This is a genomic window from Halorubrum sp. CGM5_25_10-8B (assembly GCF_005435095.1).
In the GTDB taxonomy this organism is placed as follows: domain Archaea; phylum Halobacteriota; class Halobacteria; order Halobacteriales; family Haloferacaceae; genus Halorubrum; species Halorubrum ezzemoulense.
In genome coordinates, this window is sequence record NZ_SGTY01000021.1 from 1 (window position 1) to 22,992 (window position 22,992).

Genomic DNA, 22,992 nt, shown 5'->3' on the forward strand with positions numbered 1-22,992 from the left:
GGCCACCTCCGTCGCGCTCGCCTCGCGGGGGTGTTCGAAGTAGCCGAGGCGCTGAGCGGTACGGACCACCTCCCGCTGCCGGTCCGTGAGCCGCCCCCACTACGCCCACCGACTGCCCCCGAAGCGACTCGTCGCTCATGTGTGCGATTTGGTCTCGGTCCCCGTCAGTCGACGCCAACTCTCGACGGGGCTTTATTACGCGCTCCAGCGAGCGGCGGCGACGCGTACTCGTTCGGCTCGCTTTTTTTCCGACTTCGACCGTTTGATCGACATATGGGACGGCGGTCGCGGTCGTCTGACTCCGGTCCTGCCGATCGCTTCGGATCTTCCGGCACCGCCGGAGCCGACGGCGCTCCGGACGCGGTCGGGAGCGGAGCGCCGGTCGCCGCGAGCGACGGCGGCGTCGCCGACGCCGAGGCGGCCCGGAGCGGTTCGGACGGGTCGCGGGCGGCCGGCAGACCCGGCACCGCCGGCGTCCGCGTCGAGGTGGTCGTCCGCGACCCGACGCCGGCGCCGGTGGCGGCGGTGCTGCCGCCCGGCGCGGTCGCGGAGGACGTCGACCGCATCCGCGTCGACGACGGGGTGGTCTCGCAGTTCCGCGCCGACCGCGCCGTCGACGCCGAGCTCGTCTTCGACGGCGGCGACGAGTTCGTCTACCGCTGCCGGAGCAGGGCGCCGGGGCAGTTCCCCGCCGACGCGGTCGAGTCGCTCGGCTACCCGGTCTCGTCGGTGACGGTCCGGACGGCGCCCGACCGCGTCCGGCTCGGGCTGTCGCTGCCCGCGGCCGACCCGCTGGGCGACGTGATCGACGCGCTGGAGGCGACCGGCGAGTCCGCGCGGCTCGAACGGCTCACCAGCTCCGGCGGGGCCGACAGTCGATCGGACCCTGTCGTCGTCGACCGGGGGCGGCTCACGGACCGGCAGCGGGAGGTGGTCCGTACCGCTCAGCGCCTCGGCTACTTCGAACACCCCCGCGAGGCGAGCGCGACGGAGGTGGCCGACGCCATCGGCATCGCCCGCGCCACGTTCTCGGAACACCTCGCGGCCGCGCAGCGCCGCGTCTTCGAGGACCTCGTCGGCGGGTAGGTTCCCGCGCGCCGAGGGCGACCGCGGTATTGAAACCGTTCTGGCCCCGAGGAGAGGTATGTACCGGAGACGGTTCCTTCGACGGGCCGGTGCCGTCGGGAGCGCGGCGACGGCGGTCGGCCTCGCCGGATGCGCGGGCGTCGGCGGCGAACCCGGCTTCGACGTGGGGATGCTCGCCGCCGCGTATCAGCCCCGAGAGATCACGGTCTCGGTCGGCGACACCGTCGTCTGGGAGAACACGAGCGCGCGGTCGCACACCGTCACCGCGACCGAGGGCGGACTGCCTGACGGCGCGGAGTTCTTCGCCTCCGGCGGCTTCGACGACTTCGAGACCGCCAAGGCGGCGTGGCAGTCCGACTTCGGCGGCATCCTGAAGAACGGCGACCGCTTCGAACACACCTTCACGGTCCCCGGCGCCCACGAGTACGTCTGTATCCCGCACCGCGAGGGCGGCATGTACGGGACCGTCGTCGTCGAGGAGTGAGCCGTGAGCCCGCCCGCCCCCCGCCGAAATCCATTCCCGCCCGCGTCACGAACGAGGGGTGACTGAGAGATGGACCTCTCGCCGCTCCTCGGGACCGACGTCCTGCTGTTCCTCGCGATCGGGCTGCTCGGCGGCGCCCACTGTATCGGCATGTGCGGCCCGCTCGTCACCGTCTACGCGAGTCGGATGGACGCCGACGGCGGCCGGACCGACGGCGGCGGGGCGGGCGCCGCGCGCACGGCGGACAGGGCGACCGGCCGCGAGGGGCACCTCACCACCTACGAGGTCCGCCAGCACACGCTGTTCAACCTCGGACGCGCGGCGAGTTACGCGACAATCGGAACGCTGCTGGGCGCGCTCGGCGGCGCGGTGTTCGTCACCACCGCGACCCTGACCGGCGCCGCCGAAACCGTCCGCGGCGGGGTCGGCCTCCTCGTCGGCGCGGCCGTCATCCTCGTCGGCGTCAGGTACCTCTTCGGCGGCGCGACCGGCGGGGTCCACCTCCCCGGGCTCGAACGCGTCACCGGGTGGCTCACCGGGTACGTCGACCGCCTCGCGAACGGCCCGGGGATCGTCGCGCTCGGCGCGGTCCACGGGCTGTTACCCTGTCCGATCCTCTACCCGGCGTACCTCTACGCGTTCGCCAGCGGCTCGGCGGTCGCCGGCGGCGTCGCGCTCGGCGCGCTCGGGCTCGGGACGATCCCGGCCGTCTTCGCCTACGGGACGCTGATCGAGAGCGTCGACCCCGTCCACCGCCGCCGGGTCCACCGGCTGCTCGGCGTCGCGTTCGTCGCGCTCGGCTACGTGCTGTTCGCTCACGGGCTGATGTCCGTCGGGATCCACGTGCCGCACCCGCGGCTCCCGTTCTGGAACCCGCTCGACGCCGGCATGGGGGGTATGTGAAATGAGCGGGGCCGCTCGACCGCCGGACGCGGGCGACGACCCCTCCGCGTGTACCCTCTGTGAGCTTCCGACCGAGGGCGTCAACGTCACCGACGGCGAGGGCAACCGCTTCTGTTGTACCGGCTGCCGCGACGTGTACGCCGCGCTCGGCGACGTCGACGTCGACGCCGACGCGGTCCGCGAGCGGCGGCAGGAACGCGGCGACGACGGTGCGGGCGGGCCCGACGACCCCGACGCCAAGGGCGGGTCCGGCGACCGCGACGTGCCCGAGGGTCACGAGGCGACGTTCCTGGAGGTCGACGGGATGCACTGCGCGACCTGCGAGGCGTTCATCGAGACGGTCGCGACCGACGCCGACGGCGTCAGCGGCGCGAGCGCGAGCTACGTCACCGACACGGTGCGGATCGACCACGACCCGGACGCGGTCACCACCGACGACCTCACCGAGACCGTGAGCGGGCTTGGATACAGCGCGTACGACCGCGACGACGCCTTTTCGCGCCGACAGGCGCGGAACATGGCGACGGCGCGGCTCGCCGCGGGCGTCCTCGTCGGGATGGCGGTCATGCTCCAGTACATCGTCCTCATCTACCCGACCTACTTCGCGTTCCCGTTCTACAACGAGCGCACGCTGGAGTACCTCAACCAGGCGATGGCCTCGACCTCCGGAACGTACTTCTTCATCGTCATCGGCGTCCTCACCACCATCGTCCTCTTCTTCACCGGGAAGCCGATCCTGCGGGGCGCGTACGTCAGCGCGAAGACGCGCTCGCCGAACATGGACCTCCTCGTCGCCATCGCGGCAGTGAGCGCCTACCTCTACAGCACGCTCGCGGTGATATTCGTCGAGTCGCCCTCGATATACTACGACGTGACCGTCGCCATCGTCGTCATCGTCACCGTCGGCAACCACTACGAGGACTCGGTGAAGGACCGCGCGACCGAACTGCTCTCCGAGGTCACCGCCGTCCAAGTCGACGACGCCCGGCGGCTGACCGCGGACGGAGAGCCGGAGTCGGTCGCCGTCGACGCGCTCGAACCGGGCGACCGGCTCCTCGTGCGCGCCGGCGAGCGAGTCCCGGTCGACGGCGAGGCGGTCGACGGCGACGCCGCGGTCGACGAGTCGGTCGTCACCGGCGAGTCGCTCCCGGTCCGGAAGGTCGCCGGCGACGCGGTCGTCGGCGGCTCCGTCGTCGCCGACGGGTCGCTCACGGTCGCGGTCGGCCCGGACGCGACCTCCAGCCTCGACCGCGTCGCGGAGCTGGTGTACGACCTCCAGAGCGGGAACCACGGCGTCCAGAAGCTCGCCGACCGGCTCGCGACGGTGTTCGTCCCCGCCGTCCTCGGCATCGCGGTCGTCGCCGCGGGCGCGTCGCTCGCGCTCGGCGGGGCACCGACCGACGCGATGCTCGTCGGGCTGACGGTGCTGATCGTCTCCTGCCCGTGCGCGCTCGGGCTGGCGACGCCGCTCGCGGTCGCCGCCGGCATCCGCGACGCGCTGGAGCGCAACATCGTCGTGTTCGACGACACCGTCTTCGAGCGGATCCGCGACGCGGACACGGTGGTCTTCGACAAGACCGGGACGCTGACCACCGGCGAGATGCGGCCGATCGCCCGCGAGGTCGACGACGACCTGCTCCGGCTCGCTGCCGCGCTCGAATCGCGCTCCGCGCACCCGGTCGGGCAGGCCGTCGCGGCGGCGCGAGCCGAGGTCGGCACCGAGGGCGCCGCGCTCGGCGGCGCGACCGGCGACGGCACCGGGCCGGCCGTCGCCGACGGCGGCGCGGAGGCGGTCGACGCCTCGACGGAGGGGCCGGACCCCTCGGCCGACGCGGGCGGGCCCGCGGTCGAGTCCTTCGAGGACCACGCCCGCGGCGTCTCTGGCGTCGTCGACGGGGTCGAGGTCGTCGTCGGCCACCCGGACCTGTTCGACGAGCGCGGGTGGACCGTCCCCGACGCGGTCCGCGAGGCGGTCGCCGACGCGCGGGACGTGGGGCGCGTCCCGGTCGCGGTCGGCCGCGACGGCGCCGCGGAGGGGTTCCTCGTGGTCGGCGACGAGCTCCGCGAGGGCTGGGAGGAGACGGTGACGGCGCTCGATCGCTCGGGCGTCGAGGTGATCGTCCTCACCGGCGACGACGAGCGCGCCGCGACTGTGTTCGCCGAGCACGCCGCCGTCTCGTCGGTGTTCGCCGGCGTGCCGCCCGAGGGGAAGGCCGAGGCGGTCGGGCGGCTGAAGGAGCGCGGCGTCACCGTGATGGTCGGCGACGGCACCAACGACGCGCCGGCGCTCGCGGCGGCCGACCTCGGGGTCGCGCTCGGCGGCGGCACCGCGATGGCGGCCGACGCCGCCGACGTGGCGATCGTCGACGACGAGCTCGGCTCCGTGGCGACCGTCTTCGAGCTCGCCCGGGCGGCCGGCCGGCGCGTGAAGGGGAACATCGGCTGGGCGTTCTGCTACAACGCGGTCGCCATCCCGCTCGCGGCGACCGGACTGCTGAACCCCCTCTTCGCCGCCGTCGCGATGGGGGCGTCGAGCCTCCTCGTGGTGACGAACTCCTCGCGGGCGCTGCTCGCGGACGACTGAGGGCGGCCCGTGACGCGGCCGCGCCCGCCCCTACCGCAAGCGACTTTCGGCTCACGCGAGTAGACCTGAGCGATGACAGACCAACAGCAGCAGCCCGCGACGCCGACGCGGAACGGAATGCCCGTTTTCGGGCTCGGCACGTGGGAGAACGACGACCCCGCCCAGTGTACCGAGTCGGTCGCGAACGCGCTCGACGCCGGCTACCGCCACGTCGACACCGCGCAGATCTACGGCAACGAGGCGGCCGTCGGCGACGGGATCGCGAAGAGCGACGTCGACCGCGACGACATCTTCCTCGCGTCGAAGGTGTGGATCGACGAGCTCGCGCCCGCGGACGTCGCCTCGTCGACCCGCGAGAGCCTCGACAAGCTCGGCGTCGACGCGGTCGATCTCATGTACGTCCACTGGCCGGCCGGGGAGTACGAGCCCGAGGAGACGCTGCCGGCGTTCGCCGAGCTCCGCGACGACGGCCTGATCGACCGCATCGGCGTCTCGAACTTCGAACCCGAACACCTCGACGCCGCGACGGACGCGCTCGGCGAGGCGCCGTTCGCGAACCAGGTCGAGATGCATCCGCTGCTCCGTCAGGAGGAGCTCCGCGACTACGCCGACGCCAACGGCATCGAGCTCGTCGCCTACTCGCCGCTCGCCCGCGGGGAGATCCTCGACGACCCGGCGATCGCCGACATCGCCGAGAAGCACGGCGTCAGCGCGGCGCAGGTGAGCCTCGCGTGGCTGCGCGAGTCCGGCGTCACCGCCATCCCGAAGGCGACCGGGATCGACCACATCCGCGACAACCTCGCGAGCCTCGACCTCGAACTCGACGACGAGGACGTCGAGGCCATCGACACGCTCAGCCGGACCGACCGGCAGCTGAACCCCGACTTCGGGCCCGACTGGTAGGGCGTCCGGCTCACTTCGCCGCCCGCGGGAGCGACACCGTGATCCGGTTGCCGCGCTCGCGGCCGGCCGGATCGGAGTCGACCGCGACGTCCCCGTTGGACAGCTCCACGCTCCAGTAGACGACCCAGAAGCCGAGGCCGCTGCTGTGGTAGACGTGCGTCATGTCGTGGTCGCCGGTGAGCACGTCGGCCTCGACCGACGGTATCGCCGGGAGGTCGTCTTCGATCACGAGTTCGGCGCCGTCGTCGGTCCGACGCAGTCGGACCGTCACCGTCGGCCTCCCGTCGTCGCTGTGCTGAAACGGGTTCTCGAGGAGTTCGGTCACCGCCGACCGGAGTTCGCAGCGCCCGTCGACGGTGACCGCGTCGAGGCCGTCGACCGTGATCGACCCCTCGGGGTATCGGTCCCTGACGGTCTCGACGCACCCCTCGACCACGCTCCGGAGGTCGATCCGATCGGTCTCCCGCTGGTCGGTGATGAGATCGATGACCTCCCGTTCCTTCTCTGCGGTCTGGAGGAGGCGTTCGCCGACCCGTCGGATCACCGCCGTGTGTTCCGCCGCCTCCGGCACGTCGGCCTCGAGGTCCTCGACCGTCCCGAGGACGATGTTGAGTTCGTTCCGGAGGTTGTGGCGCAGGAGGTTGTCCATCACGACGAGCTGTCGTTCCCGACGGCGGCGGTCGGTGACGTCTTTGGTGAACCCCGTGATGCGGACGACCTCGCCGTCCTCGATTATCGGCTCGCCCTGGACCCACACCCACCGGTTGTAGTTCTCTTCGGGGTTCACCCGGTACTCAATATCGACGGAGTCGCCCGCGGCGAGCAGTTTCATCGCCTCCTCGACCGCGGGCCGGTCGTCCGGATGGACCGCGTCGAGGAACTTGTCCGGGTCGCCGCGGATCTCGTCAGTCGGTGTGCCGTATATGTCCTCGTACGCGGGGTTCACGAAGAGGAGCTCCGACCAGTCCGCGTCGAACATCCAGAGGACGTCGCCGGAGACCGCCGCGATTTCTTTGAGGTGGGAGGTGGCCTCCGCGCGCTGCCGCTCGGCGCGGACGCGGTCGGTCACGTCCCGCGAGCTGACGACGTACCCGTCGAGTTCGTCGTCGGTGAGATTCGACATCCGGCTCTCCAGCCAGACCCACGACCCGTCCGCAGTGCGGTGGCGGTACTCGACGGTCTCCTCGGCGAACCCGTCGCTGGTGATCGTTCGCTGGAACGCCGCACGGACCGCCTCACGGTCGTCCGGGTGTATGTACTCGAAGGCGACCTCGCCCACGAGCTCCGCCGGCGGGATGCCGAGAATCCGCTCTGAAGCCCCGTTGACGAACGTGAACCGACCTTCGTCGTCGACCAGGGCGATCTTGTCCTGGGCCTGATCGAGCAGCAGCCCGAGCGGTTCGGACCCGTTCATTCCCTCATGCTCCCACGCGTACGCGTATAATCGTCACGGCCGTTCGCGTCCGTCGGCGGTCACGGACGAACTACGCCACCGGAAGGGACCACGGCGTGTCGGGACGCGATCAGACGGTCCGAGTGGACCCCGTTCAGTCGTCGCTCGCCGAGAGCGCCTCTCGAATCTCTTCCAGCTTGAAATAGGATGCGAGACCGAGTATCGTCACGGGCCACAGACCGACGAACTGCCCGCGCTGCTTGTCGCCGCGCACGTAGTAGAAGTACAGCGCGAGCGCCACCGACCCCACGGACGCGAACACTGCGGGTCCGAGTCCGTCACTACCGACCTCTTCGACAACTTCTGCCGCCGTCTCTTCTGTTGTATCGCTCACATACGATTAACGCCCCAGACGGGCATATGTGTTTCCTTGCTGTGAGCCCTACTTCGGGCCGTATTCGTCTCACGTCGCCGGCGGCGGCGTCACGATGACCCCGACCGCTCGCTCCGAAACACGAGCACGAAGATCAGGACCGACAGCACGATCATGACCGCCGCGAACACGCGCTCGTCGTCTGTCACAGCGTCGACCGGACCTTGGAGCATACGTCCGGTACGGCCCCCACGCTAATGTATCTCGGTATCAGCGGCGAACGCGACTCGTCCCCGTCAACACTGGCGACTCCGCACGAGCGGACGCCGTCGCTCGGACCGCCGACGGCCGGCCCACCCTCCCGCGAACCGCACGAAACGATTTGAGGCCGCGGACCGTATTGCGAGCATGCGTGACATTAACCCGGACACGCTGATGCTGGTGGCGGGTGTGGCGATCTCACTGATCGCGCTCTTAGAGCTGTATCCGCTCTGGAAAAATCGGAGAGACGACCGACGGTGACGGCCGTCCCTTTCACACCGGACCCGCATTCGGCGGCCACGGCGCACCGACTCCCCGGCGGCCACGGCGACGGGCGTGCCGGTCCTGAGCGCGACACGGGGACCGGGCGGCGACCCTTCAGACGTGTTCCGCGAGGAAGTCGACGATCCCGCGGTACGCCTCGATCCGGTTGTCGAGCTTCGCGAACCCGTGTCCCTCGTCCTCGAAGATCAGTTTCCGCACCGGGACGCCCTGTTCGCGCGCCTCCTCGACGATCTGCTCCGCCTCGCCGACGGGCACCCGCGGGTCGTTCTCGCCGTGGAGGACGAACAGCGGGGCCGCGATCCGGTCGATGTTGTTGATCGGGGAGACGGACTCGAGGAACTCGCGGTCCGCGTCGAGCGAGCCGTACTCGGCCTCGCGCAGCGACCGCCGCCACTCCCCGGTGTTCTCCAAGAACGTCACGAAGTTCGCGATGCCGACGATGTCGACCCCGGCGGCCCACAGCTCCGGGTACTCGGTCAGCGACGCGAGCACCATGAACCCGCCGTAAGAGCCGCCCATCGCGACGACGCGGTCCGGGTCGACCTCGGGGTGGTCGTGGAGCCAGCCGACGCCCTCCCGGACGTCCTTTACCGAGTCCATCCGGTTCTCCACGTCGTCGAGCCCGGAGTACGCCTTCCCGTACCCCGAGGAGCCCCGGACGTTCGGTTCGAGGACCGCGTACCCGTTGTTCAGCAGGTACTGCGTCACAGCGGCGAAGGATGGCCGCCGCTGCGACTCCGGCCCGCCGTGGATGTCGACGACGACCGGGTACCCAGACTCCGGCGGCTCCGTCTCGGGCACGGAGAAGAACGCTGGGATCTCCCGGCCGTCGAACGTCGGGTAGTGGACCAGCTCGCGCTCGACGAACGTGTCCGCTGGGATCCCCGCGGTCGAGGCGCGCGTCCACCGCTCCGCCTCGCCGCTCGTCGCGTCGACGACGTGGACGTTCGCGTTGTGGGTGCTCCCCGTCGTCGTCACGGCGAACCGGTCGCCGTCGGGCCCGAAGCTCACGCCGCCGGCGACGCCGTCCGGGAGGTCCGGCTCCGGGAACTCGTCGATGCGGTCGGGGGCGACGAGTTCGCCCGCCGTGAGTTCGGTGTAGCCGTCGACGTTCCGGGAGTAGACCACCCGGCGGGAGGACTCGTCTATCGCGACGCCGTCGACGTTCCACTCGCCCCCGTCGGCGACGACGGCGAACTCGTCGGTCTCCAGGTCGATCCGCTCCAGGCGGAGCGTGTCGGTGTCGCGGTCGGTGACGAGGTACACGCTCTCGCCGTCGGGCCCCCACTCCGGACCGGCGTACCGCACGTCGCCCTCGTGGGGCGTGTGGTGGGTCAGGTCGCCGCTCGCGAGGTCGAGGGTGTACACGTCGTGGTCGAACGAGGAGTGCGCCTCGTGGACGATCAGCCGGTCGTCGCTCGGCGACCACCCGGCGACGGAGAGCCAGCCGTCCCCCTCGTGGACCAGTTCCGCATCGTCGCCGGTCTCGTCGCGGGCCTGAACGTACACGTCGAAGACGGCCTCGTCGCGGCGGTTCGACGCGAACGCGAACCGGTCGCCCGCCGAGTCCCAGCCGCCCCACCGGTGTTTCGCCTCCGGCTTGGCCGTCAGCTCGGTGATCCCCCCCGACTCGTAGTTGAGCAGGTACAGCTGCGCGCGCTCGTTACCGCCCTCGTCCATTCCGAACACCGCTTCGGACCGCTCCGGCGAGGAGTCGACGAAGGAGACCGACTCCTCGAAGAACGTGTGCTGCTCGGGCCACGACTCGGGCCCGCGGACCGACCACACCTGCCCCGTGCCGGTCGTGTCGAGGAGGAACGACAGCCGACCGTCGGGGCCGAGGTCGGCGCCGCCCGCGTTCCGCACGTTGAGGTAGCGTTCGATGTCGTACTGTCGCATGACACTCGGTTCCGCGCCTGCCGTGAAACCGTTTCGGGTGACGGAATCCTCGCCGCGGTCCCGCGACTCCTCGAGATGCCGTGTCTTTTTACCGACTCCCCCCGTGCGGTCGGCGTATGCGCGTCGCGTTCGCCTCGCTCTTCGCCCCCGGACACGGGGAGACCCCGGCGCGAACGCGGACCCTGCGGACCGCCCGCGCGCTCGCCGACCGCGGCCACGACGTGGTCTGGCTCTGCGCACAGTGGTGGGGCGGCGACCACGACGCCTTCGAGGAGGACGGGATCGAGTTCCGGGCGGTCACCGTCGAGCCCGCGCCGATCCCGTTCGCCGCGCGGCTCCCGGCCGCGGTCCGGCGCGCGGGAGCCGACGTGGTCCACGCGGTCAACAGCCCGCCGACGCCGGCGCTCGCCGCCACGGTCGCGGGGTCGCTCTCGCGGGTCCCGGTCGTCGTCGACTGGTGGCGCGACCACCCCGCCGACGCCCGCCGGTGGTACCGGCCGCTCGCCCGCCGCGCGGACGCGGTCTCGACCCCCTCGCGGACCACGAAGACCCGCGTCCGCGAGCACGGGGCGGACGGCGACGACGTGCGCGTGCTCCCCGAGAGCATCGACTTCGACGCGGTCGAGTCCGCCGGCGTCGACGACCGCTTCGACGCGGTGTACGCCCGGCGACTCGACCGCCACGCCAACGTCGAGACGTTCCTGCTCGGGCTCGCCGAGCTGCGCGGCCGCGACTGGACCGCGGCGGTGATCGGCGACGGCCCCGAGCGCGGCCGGATCGAGGCGACCGCCAGCGACCTCCGGATCGCCGACCGGGTCGAGTTCCTCGGCGACCTGCCGCTCGACGAGCGGCTCCCGATACTCAAGGGGACGCACGTCGCGGTCGCCACCGCCACGTGGGAGACGTTCGCGACCGACCTGCTGTGGGCGGTCGCGTGCGGCTGCGTCGCCCTCGTGGAGTACCAGGCCGACTCCAGCGCCCACGAGCTCGTCGAGGGGCGCGAGCGCGGGCGACTCGTCACGAGCCCGGCGGAGCTGGCCGACGAGTTCGTCGCGGTCGGCGACCTCGAACGCCGTGCGGTCGACCGCGAGTTCGCGTCGTTCGACCGCGAGGCGGTTATCGACCGGTACGTCGCGCTGTACGAGGAGCTCGTCGACGGGGAGTGACGGGACTGCGGGGTGACCCGCGAACGGAGGAAGAACCGCGAACTGTCGGGAGGACCGCGGACCGGCGCGACGGACGGCGAGAGGGGAGCGACCGCCCGCTACGCCTGGTCCTGCCCGGTGATCGTGCCGCCGTACTTCATGAAGACGAACGCCAGCCCCAGCGTGCTCACCATCGCGATGAACGTCGCGATGCCGAGCGCGCGGGCGGCGTCCGGGACGAACACCGCGTTCGACCCGCCGCCGCCGACCTCGACGGTGGGGATGTCCTCGCCGACGGCGAGGCCGGCGTGCATGCCGACCGCGGTGTGGGGCACGCAGTGGTAGTGGGTGATCCCGGCGTCCTCGCTCGACGTCTCGTACTCGTACGTCGCTCCCTCCTCGCCGACGGGGTCGCCGCTGTCGAGGCTGGCCGGGCCGCCGCCCTCGACCGTCTGGACGTTGTGGGAGCCGCCGGCGCCCGTCCACTCCCAGGTGATCGTCGTCCCCTCGTCGACCCACACGAGTGTCGGGTCGAACGCCAGGCCTTGGTCGCCCGCCCCGACCGAGATGGTCACCGAGTCCTGACCGCGGGCGTCGGTGTACGACCCGACGTTCCCTTCGGTCGCGCTGGGCCAGTCGGGCTCCACTTCCTGTGCCGCCGCCGTCCCCGCCGTCGCCGTCGCCGCGCCGGCGGCGGCCGCCGCACCGCCGGCCGTCCGCATGAACGCGCGCCGAGAGACGTCGTCCGAACTCATACGAGGCGGTTCGTGGTGACCCGTAGTGAATATGTTGATCCGAACGCGGCGTCGACCCCGCTCTACTTATAAGAAATCGCCGCCTCGGCGGCCGGAAATCACAGCGAAATCTACCGCCGGATCCGGTCGAGGTCGTCGACGAAGGCCCGGAGCGCCGAGCGCGTCACGTGCGGCATACACACGACGCGGAGTTCGCCGGCGCCGGTCCGCGACACCTTCCAGCCGGCGTCGCGGAGCGACTCGAACTCCGACTCGGGCACGTCGGCCGCGACGAGCGGGAGCTCCGGCTCGACGACGCGGTAGCCGCGATCCGCGAGCTCGTCGGCGAGCCAGTCGGCGTTGTCGGCCGCGCGTTCGGCCGCCTCGCGGTAGCCGTCGGGCCACAGCGCGTCCATCGCCGCGACGGCGCCCGCGACGCCCGCGCCGCTCCGGGTCCCGGTCAGCGTCGCCTGCGACCGGGACTCCAGGTAGGGGGTGTCGACCGCGAGCGCGTCGAGCGCGGCGTCCTCGCGCGCCAGCAGGCCGCCCGCCGGCACCGGGGCTTGCCCGTACTTGTGGGGGTCGATCGTCAGCGTGTCGACCGCGGCGTCGGCGAACGACCACGCGTGGTCGGTGAACGGGAGGACGAACCCGCCCCACGCGGCGTCGACGTGGAACCCCGCCCCGACTTCCTCGGCGATCGCCGCCAGCTCGGGGATCGGGTCGACCCGCCCGTACTCCGTGCTGCCGGCGACGCCGACGACGAGTGCGGTCCCGTCGTTGACCGCGGCCGCGACGGCGTCGACGTCGGCCCGGAAGTCGTCGTCAAGGGGGACCGTCCGCAGCTCGACCCCGAGCACCTCCGCGGCCTTCGTGAACGAGAAGTGCGCGCTCGCCGGCGCGACGACGTTGACCTCGTTCCCGTCGCTCCCGTCGTGTCGGTTCCGCGCCGACCGCACCGCCTGGACGTTCGCCTCGGTGCCGCCGGAGGTGACGTACCCCGCGGCGTCGGCGGGGGCCGAGTGGGCCGCGAGCGTCGCGAGCCCCTCGACCGCCCGGGCCTCCAGCTCCGCCACCGACTCGTACGTCGCGGGGTCGCCGGGGTTCGTCGCGAGGAATCGCTCGGCGGCCGCGCGGGCGTCCGGGTGCGGCTCGGTACACATCGAGGAGAGCACCCGGTCGAACGACTGCGGCTCCGGTTCCGGCTGTCGCATCTGCCACCCTGTTACGTGGGGCGGCTCTTACCCGTTCCGCTCTCGGCGCCGGGAGAGAAACGCACCGCGAGCGGACTCAGCGAACCGAATCGAGTAGGAGGCGCTGTTCGGTCCGCTTCACCTCGTGTTGGACGTCGCGGACCGCGTCGATGTTCGCCGAGATCGAGGAGACCCCCTTCTCGACGAGGAACTCGACCATCTCGGGCTTCGAGCCGGCCTGCCCGCAGATGCTCGTGTCGACGCCGAGCTCGCGGCACGTCTCGATGGTGTCGCCGATGAGCCGCAACACGGCGGGGTGGAGCTCGTCGAACCGGTCGGCGACGTGCTCGTTGTTGCGGTCGACCGCGAGCGTGTACTGGGTGAGGTCGTTGGTCCCGAAGGAGGCGAAGTCGATGCCCGCCTCGGCGAGCTCCTCGATCTGGAGCGCGCTGGCGGGCGTCTCGATCATCACGCCCCAGCGGTGCGTCTCTGGGTCGATCCCGGCCTCGCGCATGTGCCGCGCGATCCCCTCCACGTCGGCGGCGTCGTTGACCAGGGGGAACATCACCTCCAAGTTGTCGTACCCCATGTCGTAGAGGCGCGCGAACGCGGCCAGCTCCTGCCGGAACGGCTCGGGCTTGTCGAGGCTCCGGCGGATCCCGCGCCAGCCGAGCATCGGGTTGTGCTCGGCCGGCTCGCCCTCGCCGCCCTCCAGCTCGCGGAACTCGTCGGTCGGCGCGTCGATGGTCCGGACGCGGACCGGTCGCGGGTAGAACTCGTCGGCGACGCGCCGGACGCCCTCGATCAGCTCGTCCTGATAGGCGCGGGCGCCGTGGTCGGCGATGTACGTCTCGGGCGTCTTCCCGAGCGACAGCACCATATGTTCGATCCGGAGCAGGCCGACGCCGTCGGCGCCCGTCGCCGCCGCGCGCTCGGCCGCTTCCGGGATCGAGACGTTCACCTTCACCTCCGTCGCCGTCATCGGCTTGACGGGGGTCTCGGGGCGCGCGGCCTCGACCGGCTCGAACTCCTCGCCCGGCTCGGCCGACTCGTCCTCGCCGGCCCGGAGCGTCCCCTTGTCACCGTCGAGCGTGACCTGCTGGCCGTCTTCGAGGACGCGGGTCCCGTTGCCCGTCCCGACGACCGCGGGGACGCCGAGCTCGCGGGAGATGATCGCCGCGTGGCTCGTCATCCCTCCCTCGTCGGTGACGATGCCGGCGGCGCGCTTCATCGCCGGCACCATGTCGGGCATCGTCATCTCCGTCACCATCACGTCCCCCTCCTGTACCTGATCGAGGTGGTCGAGCTTGTGGACGAGCCGGACGGCCCCGGAGACCACGCCCGGGCTGGCGCCGAGCCCGTCGACGAGCACGTCCGCGTCGTCGTCGCCGCCCCGCGCAGTCGTCGCGCCCTCGCCGTCGGCGGCCGCCGCGTCGGCGCCGCTCGCTCCGCCCTCGTCGCCGGCGTCCTCTCGGATCGTCGTGATCGGGCGCGACTGGAGCATGTATATCTCGCCGCCGTAGATCGCCCACTCGACGTCCTGCGGGGCGCCGTAGTGGTCCTCCACGCGCTCGCCGAGCTCGACGAGGTCGCCGATCTCCCCGTCCGAGAGGACCCGCTCGCTCCGCCGGTCCTCGTCGACGTCGAGCTGGACCGTCTCGCCGGTGTCGGGGTCTTTCACCATCTCGACTTTCTTGTCCGCGACGGTGACCTCGTCGACCGCGCCGCGCTCGCGGTCGTACACGTAGTTGTCGGGCGAGACGGTTCCGGAGACGACCGCCTCGCCGAGCCCCCACGCCGCCTCGATGGTGACCTGCGGGTCGCCCGTCGAGGGGTGGCTGGTGAACATCACGCCGGACTTCTCGGCGTCGACCATCCGCTGGACGACGACCGCGATGTCGACGTCCGCGTGCGGGAACCCGCGCTGCTGCCGGTAATAGATCGCGCGCTGGGTGAAAAGCGAGGCCCAGCACTCCTTGACGCGCCGGAGGAGGTCGTCCTCGCGGACGTTGAGGAACGTCTCCTGCTGGCCGGCGAACGAGGAGTCGGGGAGGTCCTCGGCGGTCGCGGACGAGCGGACCGCGACGAACGCCTCCTCGCCCTCCTCGCCCATCGCCCGGTACTGTTCCAGTATCTCCTCGCGGACCTCCTCGGGGAACGGGGTGTCGAGGATCAGCCGCTCGGCGGTCGCCTCGGCCTCGCGGAGGGCGGCGGAGTCCTCCGGGTCCACGTCGACCGCGTCGAACAGCTCGTCGTCGATCCCGGCCTCCTCGATGAACGTTCGATACGTGCCCGCGGTGACGGCGAACCCCGGCGGCACCGGGAGCCCCGCACCGATGAGTTCGCCGAGCGACGCGGCCTTCCCGCCGACGGTCCCGACGTCGTCGGCGTCGACGTCCTCCAGCAAGAGTACTGCCATTCGTGTACCCGGAGGATCCGCGAGGCGACCTATGAAGCTTCCGGCATGAGAAACGGTGAATAAAACACAACTCGGGACCGAGTTGTCTCCGACGGCGCAGCATGGGGGATCGTCCCGGACGCGAACCCGCGAACGAGCGACGGGCACCGTGCGGTAGCCCGACCGGAAACAGTTCGTCGACGACTGAACACCGATCGTCCGTCAAAACGAGGGCCGGAGCGTCGGGGACAGCGAACCGGATACCGGTTCGTACAACCTCGTAATCGATGAATCGGCCTATACTTACCTCCCGTTCCGCGTTCGGATCCCGTAACGAGTTACAGGGGCTGTAACAGCATTCCGGACTACTGTCCTCGGCTCGGAGTTCGCGTCGTCAGCTCTCGTCGAGCCGCCGACGCTCGTCGCGCAGCAGTCGCTCCCAGAGCCCGAACAGGGCGCTGTCGAGGTCGTACGCCTCGTCGACGCGCCGGACCCAGCGGTCGTCGGCGAACAGGTGCCGCTGGAACCGACGCACGTCCGGCGAGAGGTGGTCCCGATCGCCGCCGTAGTACGACAGCGACTCCTCGCGGGTCCGCGCGATAAGGTCGGCGGGCACGTCGATGCCGTCCGCGGCCGCGACGTGGACGAACCACTCTAAGTGGAGCAGCGAGTCGGCGAGCAGGAACCGCTCGCGGAAGCCGGAGGCCCGCGACAGCGCCGGCGCGCCGTCGATCCGCACGTCGGCCGGCCGCGAGAACCGCGGCGCGGTCGCGGTCACGGACGCCCGGTCGGCGACCGCGCCGGCGACTCGGCGCAGCCGCCAGTCGCAGTACCGCACCGGCGCGATGAGCGCGAGCTCGTACCACGTCGGCAGCCACTCGCAGTACGGCTCCGAGAACGCCCCGTCCGCGAGCAGCGTCGCCGCGACCGACCGGGCCTCGTCCGGCGTCAGTTCGTCGGGGGCCGTCCGGAGGCGGCGCTCGACTCGGTCGCCGTTGAGGCTGTCGACGCCCGAAAAGCCCATTCCCTCGGCGACGCCGGCCGTGTACGCGCGGCCGGCGGCGTACCAGCTCGCGAAGTCGGCGGTCGTCGTCAGCCGCAGCAGTCGGAGGACCGTGATACTGACATGACGGGCCGGGCCGGAATAACCGTTCGGTCAGCGGTCGACCGCGCCCCCACTCACCGCACCGTCCCCGGCCGCCGCGTCGGCGTCGTCCCCGTCCGGTTCGGCCGATCCGTCGAGCGCGTCGTCGAGCCCCCACTCGGCCGCGCGGTCGCGGGCCTCGGCTCGCGCCTGCTCGCGGATCGCATCGATCCGGTCGTCGTCCGCGAGGAAGGCGGCGACGGCGTCGTCCTCGTCGTCGCCGTCGCGCAGTCGCTCTCCGGGCGCCGCGTCGCGGGTCCGCTCTGCGAGGGCGGCGTCGTCGGCCAGCTCGGTCGCGGCCGCGTCGGGCGCGACCCGCAGCGACTCCTCCTCGTGGGCCGCCGCCAGTCCGCTCCGGTCGACGGCGTACAGCTCGACGCGGTAGGGGCCGGGGACCGCGAGCTCCGCGAGCGCGTCCGGCCCGCCGCTGTCCGTCACCGTGTTGTACGCCAGCACGGGTACGCCGTCCTCGAAGGTGAGGACGCCGCGTGCCTTGCCCGAGAGCAGCAGCGTCTCCTGCGGGACGAGCGTCGCGTAGCCGGTCAGCCCGCGGTCGAGCGCGCGCGACAGCGTCGTTCCCACGTCGGAGACTACCCGCGAGCGCAGGAGCGTCCCCCGCGGGACGGTGAGGGTCGGCGACGCCGACCCGTCGCCCTCCGGGCTTCCGCTCATGGCGTGTCGGGCACGACCGCGCTGCGGAACCGGTCGGCGACCGCGTCGCCGTCGCCGTCGCGCACGTCGAGCCGGTCGGCGGCCCGCCGGTAGCGCGCGGCGGCCTCGCTCTCCGGCGCGTGCGCGATCAGCGGCTCGCCGGCCCGGCGCGCCGCGCGGACCGCGTCGCTCTCGGGGACGTTCGCGAGGACGGGGCCGCCGAAGTGGCGCTCCGCCTGCGCGGCGACGTCGTCGGCCCCGCCTCTGACCTTGTTGAACAGGACGCCGGCCGTCTCCGTGCCGTACGAGCGCGCGTACTCCTGGACCTTCAGGCCGTCAGAGAGCGCGGGGATCGTCGGCTCGACGACGACGACGACGCGGTCCGCGAGGACGACCGGCAGCACGGCGGACTTCGAGCCCAGCGCGGCGGGCGAGTCGAGCAGGAGCACGTCGGTGTCGCGCGCGAGCTCGGCCACCACGTCGCGGAGCCGCTCCGGCTCCGCGGCCTCGAAGCCCGCGAGCGAGGTGCCACAGGGGACGACCGAGAGTCCGAACCGCTCGTAGGTCGCCTCGTTCACGTCCGTCGCGGTGCCCTCGACGAGGAGGTCGTGAAGGGTAACCGCCGCGTCGTCGAGCCCGGCGTGAAAGAGGAGGTTCGCCATGCCGGTGTCGGCGTCCACGACGGTCACGTCGTGGTCGGCCGCGAGCGCCATCCCGAGCGCGAGCGTGCTCGTCGTCTTCCCCGTGCCGCCCTTCCCGCTGGCGACCGCGAACGCCTCGACCATACGCCCGGTCGCCCGGCGGTCCGAATAAATCCTCTTCATCGCGCTCGCCCGCTTCGCTCCTCGGCCGTGTCGGCGGCAGCGCTTTTGATCCCGCGGCGCGATGGGAGCACCATGGCCGAGACGATAGCCGCCGACGAGTTCCGCGACAGGATCGACGAGCGACGGCGCGGCGAGCGCTCGTTCGCCGTGGTCGACACGCGACCCGAGGAGAGCTTCGCGGGGTGGCGCGTGGCGGACGCGGTCCACTACTTCTACAAGCCGTTCCACGAGTTCGACGTCGACGACTTCGAACGCGAGACCGGGCTCTCGCCCGACGACAGCGTAATCACGCTGTGCGCGAAGGGGAAGGCCTCCGACGACTTCGCCGCCGAGCTCGACGCCGCGGGGTACGAGGACGTGACCGTCGTCGCCGACGGCATGCGCGGCTGGTCCGCGGTGTACGACAGCACCGAGGTCCCGCTCGGCGACCCGCCCGACGCGGCCCCGCCGCTCGACCTCGTCCAGGTCCAGCGCCGCGCGAAGGGGTGTCTGGGCTACCTCGTGGTCGGCGGTCGCGAGCCGGGCGACGCGGATCACGTTCCTGCCGACCGATCCGACGCCCGGGACGGCTCCGACCGCGTCGCCGTCGCTATCGACGTCTCCAGACACGGCGACGAGTGGGTCGAGGCGGCCGCCGAACGCGGCGCGTCGATCGCGGCCGCCGTCGACACGCACGTTCACGCGGACCACCTCTCGGGCGGCCGGGCGCTCGCTGACGACCTCGGTGTCCCGTACTACCTGCCCGCCGCGGCCGCTGCCCGCGACGTGGCCTCCGAGTTCGAGCCGATCGAACGCAACGAGACGCTGGACGCCGGCGGCGTCGACCTGAAGGCGCTTGCGACGCCCGGGCACACCGACGACGGCGCGAGCTACCTCGTCGGCGACGCGGCGGTGCTCACGGGCGACACGCTGTTCACCGACAGCGTCGGCCGGACGGAGCTCCAGTTCTCGGCGGACGACGGCGGCGAGGGCGGCGCGGACGGTGGAGGCGTCTCGGACGGGGGTGCCGCGGGCGCGGCCCGTCGGCTGTACGACTCGCTCCACGGGACGCTGCTCGCGCAGCCGGACGGCGTCGTCGTCTGCCCGGGCCACTTCGCCGTCGCGAACGACGGCTCGACCGGGGAGGTCGAGCCCGGCGAGCCCGTCTTCACGACGGTCGGCGCCGCGCGCGGCGAGATCGACGTCCTCGGCCTCGACGCGGACGACTTCGTCGAACGGATCACGCGGACGCTGCCGGAGAAGCCGCCGAACTACGAGTCGGTGATCGCGGCCAACCGCGGGGTCGAGTCGCCGGCGGACGAGACCGCCGCGATCGAACTCGAACTCGGTCCGAACCGCTGCGCCGCCGAGCCGGACGCCGGCTCCCCCGCGGACGACGACTGACGGCGTCGCGCCGGACCGCTTACTCGTCGTGGATGAAGACGAGCCGCTTCGACTCCGTGTTGACGAGACAGAGGTCGATCCCGTCGCGGGTGGCGCCGATCTGCTGCCAGCCGTGGTCGCTGACGAACAGCGTCTGGAAGACGCCGCGGTCGCAGTCCGGGTTCGGACAGCCGACCCCCGCGGCGTTCTTGTAGACGGTGGTCCCGCCGCCCGAACTCTGTCGCACCAGCCCGTCGGTCAGCGACCGGAACTCCTCGGCGGACATCGGACTCTCGGCGTCGTCGTCTCCCATGTCTCTGCGTTCGCGGGCGACCGTCTAAAAACCGCCTGCCCGTGGCAACAGGTGACACAGTGTCGGTCCGAAACGGCCTCCGCGCTCACTCCGCGTCGCCTTTCGCCCGCTCCGCGTGCGCGTCCGCGAGCCGCGTCGGCTCGGGGAGCTTGTAGCCCGAGCACAGCGCCGCGACGAGGTCGACGGCGCTCTCCGCGGACACGCGGTGCCCGGGACTGACGTAGAGGGGGTTCACCCGCCTGCTGTTCGGGTACTGGCGCGACTGGAACGCGTGGCCGATCACCGTCCCCGGCTCGGCCGTCGTCACCGCGTCGTCCGCGCGGATCGGCGTCCGCCAGCCCGCGGGGCGCTCGGCCGTCGGCTCGTCCGGCTCGCCGCAGAGGAGGCTCTTCGCGACGCCGACGCTCGGCACGTCGCACAGGACGCCGACGTGCGTCGCGAGCCCCGCCTCCCGGAAGTGGATCCGCCCGGAGCCGTCGCAGACCAGCAGATCGGCCTCGGCGTCGAGCGCGTCGAGCGCGGCCAGTATCGGCTCACCCTCCCGGAACGCGAGCAGGCCCGGAATGTACGGGATCGACAGCGGCGTGGTCGCGCTTGCGTACTCGACCACGGTCCCGCCGCGGAGCGCGACCGCGGCGGAGACAGCGGCGTCGGGACGGTCGCCCGCGCGGTCGGTGCGGAACGCCTGGTCGACGCCGACGACGGTGGGCACACCGGACTCCTCCACCGCGCCGCCGGTACCGGGGAGCGTCTCGTTCGCGACCGCGTCCGGGCGAGCCGGCGGGAGGCCGTCGGCGAGCGAGGCGGCCGACTCGACCGCGACGGCGGCCGGGTCGAGCGCGTGGTCGTCGTCGAACGCCGCGGCCGCCGCGATCTCGCGCTGGAGCGACTCCATCTCCTGCCGCGACAGCGACGGGTCGGGACGGAGATCGGGCCGCGCGAGGTCCATTAGAAGCGTCCGCCCGGACCGCCGGGGCCTCCCGGACCCCCGGGGCCGCGGGCGCCGCCCATCGAGACGCCGCCCATGCCGCCCGCGGAGCGGGCGAGCCCCTCGTTGCGCTTGCCGAACGCGAGCCCGATGGCGAACCCGATCAGGTGCGCGAGGTGCGCGATGCCGCCCACGCCGCCCGTGCCGCTCGTGACCACGAGCAGCGCGGAGACGACCGCGATCCCCCACGTGAGGTACTTGATCTTCATCGGGATGACGAAAAAGAGGAGGACCTGCATGTTCGGCCGCCAGACGGTGAGGACACCGAGGATCGCGAAGCCGGCGCCGCTGGCGCCGAGGACCCCCGTCGGCGGGGCGTTCGTCGCGATCGCGAAGAGGACGTGGCCGAGCCCCGCGGCGATCCCCGCCCCGAAGAAGAACGCCGCGAACCGCTTCGACCCGACGGCGCGCTCGACGAGGGGGCCGAAAAACAGGATGACCACGCTGTTGCCGATGATGTGGAACAGCTGTCCCGGGGCGTGCGAGAACACCGAAGTCACCCACGTCCAGACGTTCGTGACCGCCTCCGACTGGAGCACGAACAGGGTGTTGTGGAGCGATTGGCCGCCGACGAACAGCGCGACCCACTGCGCGACGAACGTGACCCACATCGCCAGCAGGATCGCGTACGTCGCGTTGTTGCGGAAGAAGCTCACGAACCCGCCGGTGCCGGTCTCGCGGTCGACCCGACGCTTGACGCGGTCGACGACTCCGCCCCCGCCGCCCCGCGCGTCGGCGGCGCCGCCCGCGGCCCCGCCCCCGCCGCCCTCGTCGAAGCCGCTGTCGAAGACCCCGCCGGGGTCGTCCCACTCGGCGAGGCCCGGACAGTTGTGGTTCTCGGGCAGTCGGTGCTCGGCGCAGAACGTCTGGCCGCACCGCTTACACTGGTACGGGAGGTTCTCGTACTCCCCGCATTCGTCGCACGTCGCCATTGACGACACTTACGCGGGCGGTCGTAAAGCGGTTTGGCTCCGTCCCGGGCGCGTCGGCCGGTCGGCGACGCGGCGAGCCGGGCCTGGCGACCGGATCGACGTGCGCGACGGCGACGCGGTCGCCGCGTTCAGTCCAGTACCCGCCCGGCGACGACCGCGACGGCGACCCCGGCGACCGCCACGCCGACGAGCGTCGGGACGAGTCGGCCGGACCCCCACTCCCACCCGAGGAATCGGGTGCCGACGACCGCGACGAGGGCGATGAGGAGGCCGAACGCGGAGACCACCGACGACTGATCCGATCCGATGAGGGCCATCTCACCGCCGTAGTTCGACGGCGGGCGTGAAAAGTGTCCGCCCCTACGCGCGCCCGGTTTGCTGTCCCTACGCGTCCGGCTCGCCGCCTCTACGCGCCCGGCTCGCCGCCTCGAAGCCTGTCGACGAGGGTTCGGAGCGTCGCGAGCGGGTACTGCCCCGGCGCGGTCGCCTCCGCGGGGTCGACGGGCGCGTAGCCGATCTTCGAGCCGTAGACCGGGGCGACCGCGCGGGTGTGACGCCCCGGCTCGCCCATACACATCGTCGCGACCCGATGGCCAGCGACGGTCGCCTCGTGGGTCGCCTCGAGCATCGCCAGCGCGTCCGCCGGGGCGGTCGCGGTCGTCGCTAGCTTCCCCACGTCGCCCTCGCTCGCGGCGTCGGCGAGCAGGTCGACCAGCGCGGCCGGCTCGGGCGTCGACTCGAAGTCGTGGACCGACGCGACCACCGCCACCCCCTCCCTTCGGGCCGCGTCACGCAGCGCTGTCGCGTGCGACTCCTCGGCCGGGTCCGGGTGCGTCCCGCGCAGCGCGGCGAGCTCCACGTCGACCGCGGCGACCGCGTCGCGGGCGACCGCGTCGGAGAGCGCGTCGTAGCGCGCGAGCCCGTCGGCCTCGCCGCCCTCCCACGACGCCCGGTTCGTGACGAGCAGGGGGAGCTCGCCGTCGTAGCTCGCCAGCTGGTCGCGCGGGGCGTCCGCGAGGTCCATCCGGAACTCCACCGCGTCGGCGTGGTCGCGGGCCCGCGGCTCCTCGGAGAGGTCGGCCGTGCTCGCCGCGAGGACGAACTCCTCGAACATACGCGGGCGTACCGCGGGCGGGG

General features: G+C 72.1%; 22 protein-coding genes and 1 pseudogene. 7 read left to right on the forward strand and 16 right to left on the reverse strand.

The annotated features are described in order from the left end of the window. Positions 1 to 96 (reverse strand): annotated as a pseudogene (locus EXE51_RS15160) (helix-turn-helix domain-containing protein); the annotation flags it as partial. A gap of 177 nt (positions 97 to 273) precedes the next feature. Between EXE51_RS15160 and EXE51_RS15165 the strand changes: the two are divergent. The 5 genes from EXE51_RS15165 to EXE51_RS15185 all read left to right on the forward strand — a co-directional run bounded on the left by EXE51_RS15165 (position 274) and on the right by EXE51_RS15185 (position 5,960). Then, positions 274 to 1,086, forward strand: a complete 813-nt coding sequence (locus tag EXE51_RS15165) for a helix-turn-helix domain-containing protein (protein ID WP_089307941.1) — start codon at positions 274 to 276, stop codon at positions 1,084 to 1,086. A gap of 58 nt (positions 1,087 to 1,144) precedes the next feature. After that, positions 1,145 to 1,570 carry a plastocyanin/azurin family copper-binding protein gene (locus EXE51_RS15170; RefSeq protein ID WP_137692974.1) on the forward strand — a complete coding sequence of 142 codons (426 nt, stop codon included), beginning with the start codon at positions 1,145 to 1,147 and terminating at the stop codon, positions 1,568 to 1,570. 69 nt (positions 1,571 to 1,639) lie between these two features. Next, on the forward strand, positions 1,640 to 2,473 hold the full coding sequence (locus tag EXE51_RS15175) for a sulfite exporter TauE/SafE family protein (protein WP_094583235.1): 834 nt from the start codon (positions 1,640 to 1,642) through the stop codon (positions 2,471 to 2,473). A gap of 1 nt (position 2,474) precedes the next feature. Further along, complete coding sequence (locus EXE51_RS15180; protein WP_137692975.1) at positions 2,475 to 5,057, forward strand: cation-translocating P-type ATPase; 2,583 nt, start codon at positions 2,475 to 2,477, stop codon at positions 5,055 to 5,057. Positions 5,058 to 5,174: 117 nt separating this feature from the next. Next, the gene (locus EXE51_RS15185; protein ID WP_137692984.1) at positions 5,175 to 5,960 is read left to right on the forward strand and encodes an aldo/keto reductase; all 786 of its coding nucleotides are present in this window, start codon (positions 5,175 to 5,177) and stop codon (positions 5,958 to 5,960) included. A gap of 10 nt (positions 5,961 to 5,970) precedes the next feature. Here the strand turns inward: EXE51_RS15185 and EXE51_RS15190 are convergent, their stop codons facing one another. From EXE51_RS15190 to EXE51_RS15200, 4 genes are all read right to left on the reverse strand, one after another. Further along, positions 5,971 to 7,374 (reverse strand): PAS domain-containing sensor histidine kinase, encoded by a 1,404-nt coding sequence (locus EXE51_RS15190; RefSeq protein ID WP_176454912.1) that lies wholly within the window; start codon positions 7,372 to 7,374, stop codon positions 5,971 to 5,973. 133 nt (positions 7,375 to 7,507) lie between these two features. Continuing rightward, positions 7,508 to 7,747: a hypothetical protein gene (locus tag EXE51_RS15195; RefSeq protein ID WP_049932464.1), complete on the reverse strand. Its 240-nt coding sequence runs from the start codon at positions 7,745 to 7,747 to the stop codon at positions 7,508 to 7,510. A gap of 89 nt (positions 7,748 to 7,836) precedes the next feature. Continuing rightward, positions 7,837 to 7,959 (reverse strand): hypothetical protein, encoded by a 123-nt coding sequence (locus tag EXE51_RS18150; protein WP_255509926.1) that lies wholly within the window; start codon positions 7,957 to 7,959, stop codon positions 7,837 to 7,839. Positions 7,960 to 8,365: 406 nt separating this feature from the next. Continuing rightward, on the reverse strand, positions 8,366 to 10,171 hold the full coding sequence (locus tag EXE51_RS15200) for a S9 family peptidase (protein WP_137692976.1): 1,806 nt from the start codon (positions 10,169 to 10,171) through the stop codon (positions 8,366 to 8,368). Between the two features lie 116 nt (positions 10,172 to 10,287). Between EXE51_RS15200 and EXE51_RS15205 the strand changes: the two genes are divergently transcribed. Beyond that, entirely contained in the window at positions 10,288 to 11,337 is a 1,050-nt protein-coding gene (locus EXE51_RS15205; RefSeq protein ID WP_049932468.1) for a glycosyltransferase, read from the forward strand. Positions 11,338 to 11,435: 98 nt separating this feature from the next. Here EXE51_RS15205 and EXE51_RS15210 read toward each other — a convergent pair whose 3' ends face one another. The 6 genes from EXE51_RS15210 to EXE51_RS15235 form a co-directional block, all read right to left on the reverse strand. Further along, a complete protein-coding gene (locus EXE51_RS15210; RefSeq protein ID WP_049932469.1) occupies positions 11,436 to 12,071 on the reverse strand; it encodes a halocyanin domain-containing protein in 636 nt (211 codons plus the stop codon). A gap of 110 nt (positions 12,072 to 12,181) precedes the next feature. Next, a complete protein-coding gene (gene mfnA / locus EXE51_RS15215; RefSeq protein WP_137692977.1) occupies positions 12,182 to 13,264 on the reverse strand; it encodes a tyrosine decarboxylase MfnA in 1,083 nt (360 codons plus the stop codon). Positions 13,265 to 13,340: 76 nt separating this feature from the next. Continuing rightward, on the reverse strand, positions 13,341 to 15,662 hold the full coding sequence (gene ppsA / locus EXE51_RS15220; RefSeq protein WP_094592645.1) for a phosphoenolpyruvate synthase: 2,322 nt from the start codon (positions 15,660 to 15,662) through the stop codon (positions 13,341 to 13,343). 373 nt (positions 15,663 to 16,035) lie between these two features. Beyond that, entirely contained in the window at positions 16,036 to 16,665 is a 630-nt protein-coding gene (locus EXE51_RS15225; protein ID WP_049932475.1) for a hypothetical protein, read from the reverse strand. A gap of 132 nt (positions 16,666 to 16,797) precedes the next feature. Further along, positions 16,798 to 17,457, reverse strand: coding sequence for a hypothetical protein (locus tag EXE51_RS15230; protein WP_094495232.1), 660 nt, complete (start codon positions 17,455 to 17,457; stop codon positions 16,798 to 16,800). After that, positions 17,454 to 18,221, reverse strand: a complete 768-nt coding sequence (locus EXE51_RS15235; protein WP_089307936.1) for an AAA family ATPase — start codon at positions 18,219 to 18,221, stop codon at positions 17,454 to 17,456. The genes EXE51_RS15230 and EXE51_RS15235 overlap by 4 nt, the downstream gene beginning before the upstream one ends. Positions 18,222 to 18,332: 111 nt before the next feature. Between EXE51_RS15235 and EXE51_RS15240 the strand changes: the two genes are divergently transcribed. After that, on the forward strand, positions 18,333 to 19,643 hold the full coding sequence (locus EXE51_RS15240; RefSeq protein ID WP_094519379.1) for a rhodanese-like domain-containing protein: 1,311 nt from the start codon (positions 18,333 to 18,335) through the stop codon (positions 19,641 to 19,643). 19 nt (positions 19,644 to 19,662) lie between these two features. Here the strand turns inward: EXE51_RS15240 and EXE51_RS15245 are convergent, their stop codons facing one another. The 5 genes from EXE51_RS15245 to EXE51_RS15265 all read right to left on the reverse strand — a co-directional run bounded on the left by EXE51_RS15245 (position 19,663) and on the right by EXE51_RS15265 (position 22,969). Further along, positions 19,663 to 19,935: a hypothetical protein gene (locus tag EXE51_RS15245; protein WP_004596496.1), complete on the reverse strand. Its 273-nt coding sequence runs from the start codon at positions 19,933 to 19,935 to the stop codon at positions 19,663 to 19,665. 85 nt (positions 19,936 to 20,020) lie between these two features. After that, positions 20,021 to 20,884 carry an endonuclease V gene (locus tag EXE51_RS15250; RefSeq protein WP_137692978.1) on the reverse strand — a complete coding sequence of 288 codons (864 nt, stop codon included), beginning with the start codon at positions 20,882 to 20,884 and terminating at the stop codon, positions 20,021 to 20,023. Further along, positions 20,884 to 21,855 (reverse strand): rhomboid family intramembrane serine protease, encoded by a 972-nt coding sequence (locus EXE51_RS15255; RefSeq protein WP_137692979.1) that lies wholly within the window; start codon positions 21,853 to 21,855, stop codon positions 20,884 to 20,886. The genes EXE51_RS15250 and EXE51_RS15255 overlap by 1 nt, the downstream gene beginning before the upstream one ends. A gap of 128 nt (positions 21,856 to 21,983) precedes the next feature. Continuing rightward, the gene (locus EXE51_RS15260; RefSeq protein WP_049932484.1) at positions 21,984 to 22,172 is read right to left on the reverse strand and encodes a hypothetical protein; all 189 of its coding nucleotides are present in this window, start codon (positions 22,170 to 22,172) and stop codon (positions 21,984 to 21,986) included. Positions 22,173 to 22,261: 89 nt separating this feature from the next. Then, positions 22,262 to 22,969 carry a type I 3-dehydroquinate dehydratase gene (locus EXE51_RS15265; RefSeq protein ID WP_049932486.1) on the reverse strand — a complete coding sequence of 236 codons (708 nt, stop codon included), beginning with the start codon at positions 22,967 to 22,969 and terminating at the stop codon, positions 22,262 to 22,264. Between the last annotated feature and the right edge of the window lie 23 nt (positions 22,970 to 22,992).

Coding starts and splice junctions, on each gene's coding strand:
- EXE51_RS15210 (WP_049932469.1), bottom strand. CDS start 12,071: ATGAGTTCGGACGACGTCTCTCGGCGCGCGTTCATGCGGACGGCCGGC.
- EXE51_RS15255 (WP_137692979.1), bottom strand. CDS start 21,855: ATGGCGACGTGCGACGAATGCGGGGAGTACGAGAACCTCCCGTACCAG.
- ppsA (WP_094592645.1), bottom strand. CDS start 15,662: ATGGCAGTACTCTTGCTGGAGGACGTCGACGCCGACGACGTCGGGACC.
- EXE51_RS15170 (WP_137692974.1), top strand. CDS start 1,145: ATGTACCGGAGACGGTTCCTTCGACGGGCCGGTGCCGTCGGGAGCGCG.
- EXE51_RS15175 (WP_094583235.1), top strand. CDS start 1,640: ATGGACCTCTCGCCGCTCCTCGGGACCGACGTCCTGCTGTTCCTCGCG.
- EXE51_RS15180 (WP_137692975.1), top strand. CDS start 2,475: ATGAGCGGGGCCGCTCGACCGCCGGACGCGGGCGACGACCCCTCCGCG.
- EXE51_RS15260 (WP_049932484.1), bottom strand. CDS start 22,172: ATGGCCCTCATCGGATCGGATCAGTCGTCGGTGGTCTCCGCGTTCGGC.
- EXE51_RS15265 (WP_049932486.1), bottom strand. CDS start 22,969: ATGTTCGAGGAGTTCGTCCTCGCGGCGAGCACGGCCGACCTCTCCGAG.
- EXE51_RS15225 (WP_049932475.1), bottom strand. CDS start 16,665: ATGGGCTTTTCGGGCGTCGACAGCCTCAACGGCGACCGAGTCGAGCGC.
- EXE51_RS15230 (WP_094495232.1), bottom strand. CDS start 17,457: ATGAGCGGAAGCCCGGAGGGCGACGGGTCGGCGTCGCCGACCCTCACC.
- EXE51_RS15250 (WP_137692978.1), bottom strand. CDS start 20,884: ATGGACCTCGCGCGGCCCGATCTCCGTCCCGACCCGTCGCTGTCGCGG.
- EXE51_RS15235 (WP_089307936.1), bottom strand. CDS start 18,221: ATGGTCGAGGCGTTCGCGGTCGCCAGCGGGAAGGGCGGCACGGGGAAG.
- EXE51_RS15200 (WP_137692976.1), bottom strand. CDS start 10,171: ATGCGACAGTACGACATCGAACGCTACCTCAACGTGCGGAACGCGGGC.
- EXE51_RS18150 (WP_255509926.1), bottom strand. CDS start 7,959: ATGCTCCAAGGTCCGGTCGACGCTGTGACAGACGACGAGCGCGTGTTC.
- EXE51_RS15165 (WP_089307941.1), top strand. CDS start 274: ATGGGACGGCGGTCGCGGTCGTCTGACTCCGGTCCTGCCGATCGCTTC.
- EXE51_RS15185 (WP_137692984.1), top strand. CDS start 5,175: ATGCCCGTTTTCGGGCTCGGCACGTGGGAGAACGACGACCCCGCCCAG.
- EXE51_RS15190 (WP_176454912.1), bottom strand. CDS start 7,374: ATGAACGGGTCCGAACCGCTCGGGCTGCTGCTCGATCAGGCCCAGGAC.
- EXE51_RS15245 (WP_004596496.1), bottom strand. CDS start 19,935: ATGGGAGACGACGACGCCGAGAGTCCGATGTCCGCCGAGGAGTTCCGG.
- mfnA (WP_137692977.1), bottom strand. CDS start 13,264: ATGCGACAGCCGGAACCGGAGCCGCAGTCGTTCGACCGGGTGCTCTCC.
- EXE51_RS15205 (WP_049932468.1), top strand. CDS start 10,288: ATGCGCGTCGCGTTCGCCTCGCTCTTCGCCCCCGGACACGGGGAGACC.
- EXE51_RS15240 (WP_094519379.1), top strand. CDS start 18,333: ATGGCCGAGACGATAGCCGCCGACGAGTTCCGCGACAGGATCGACGAG.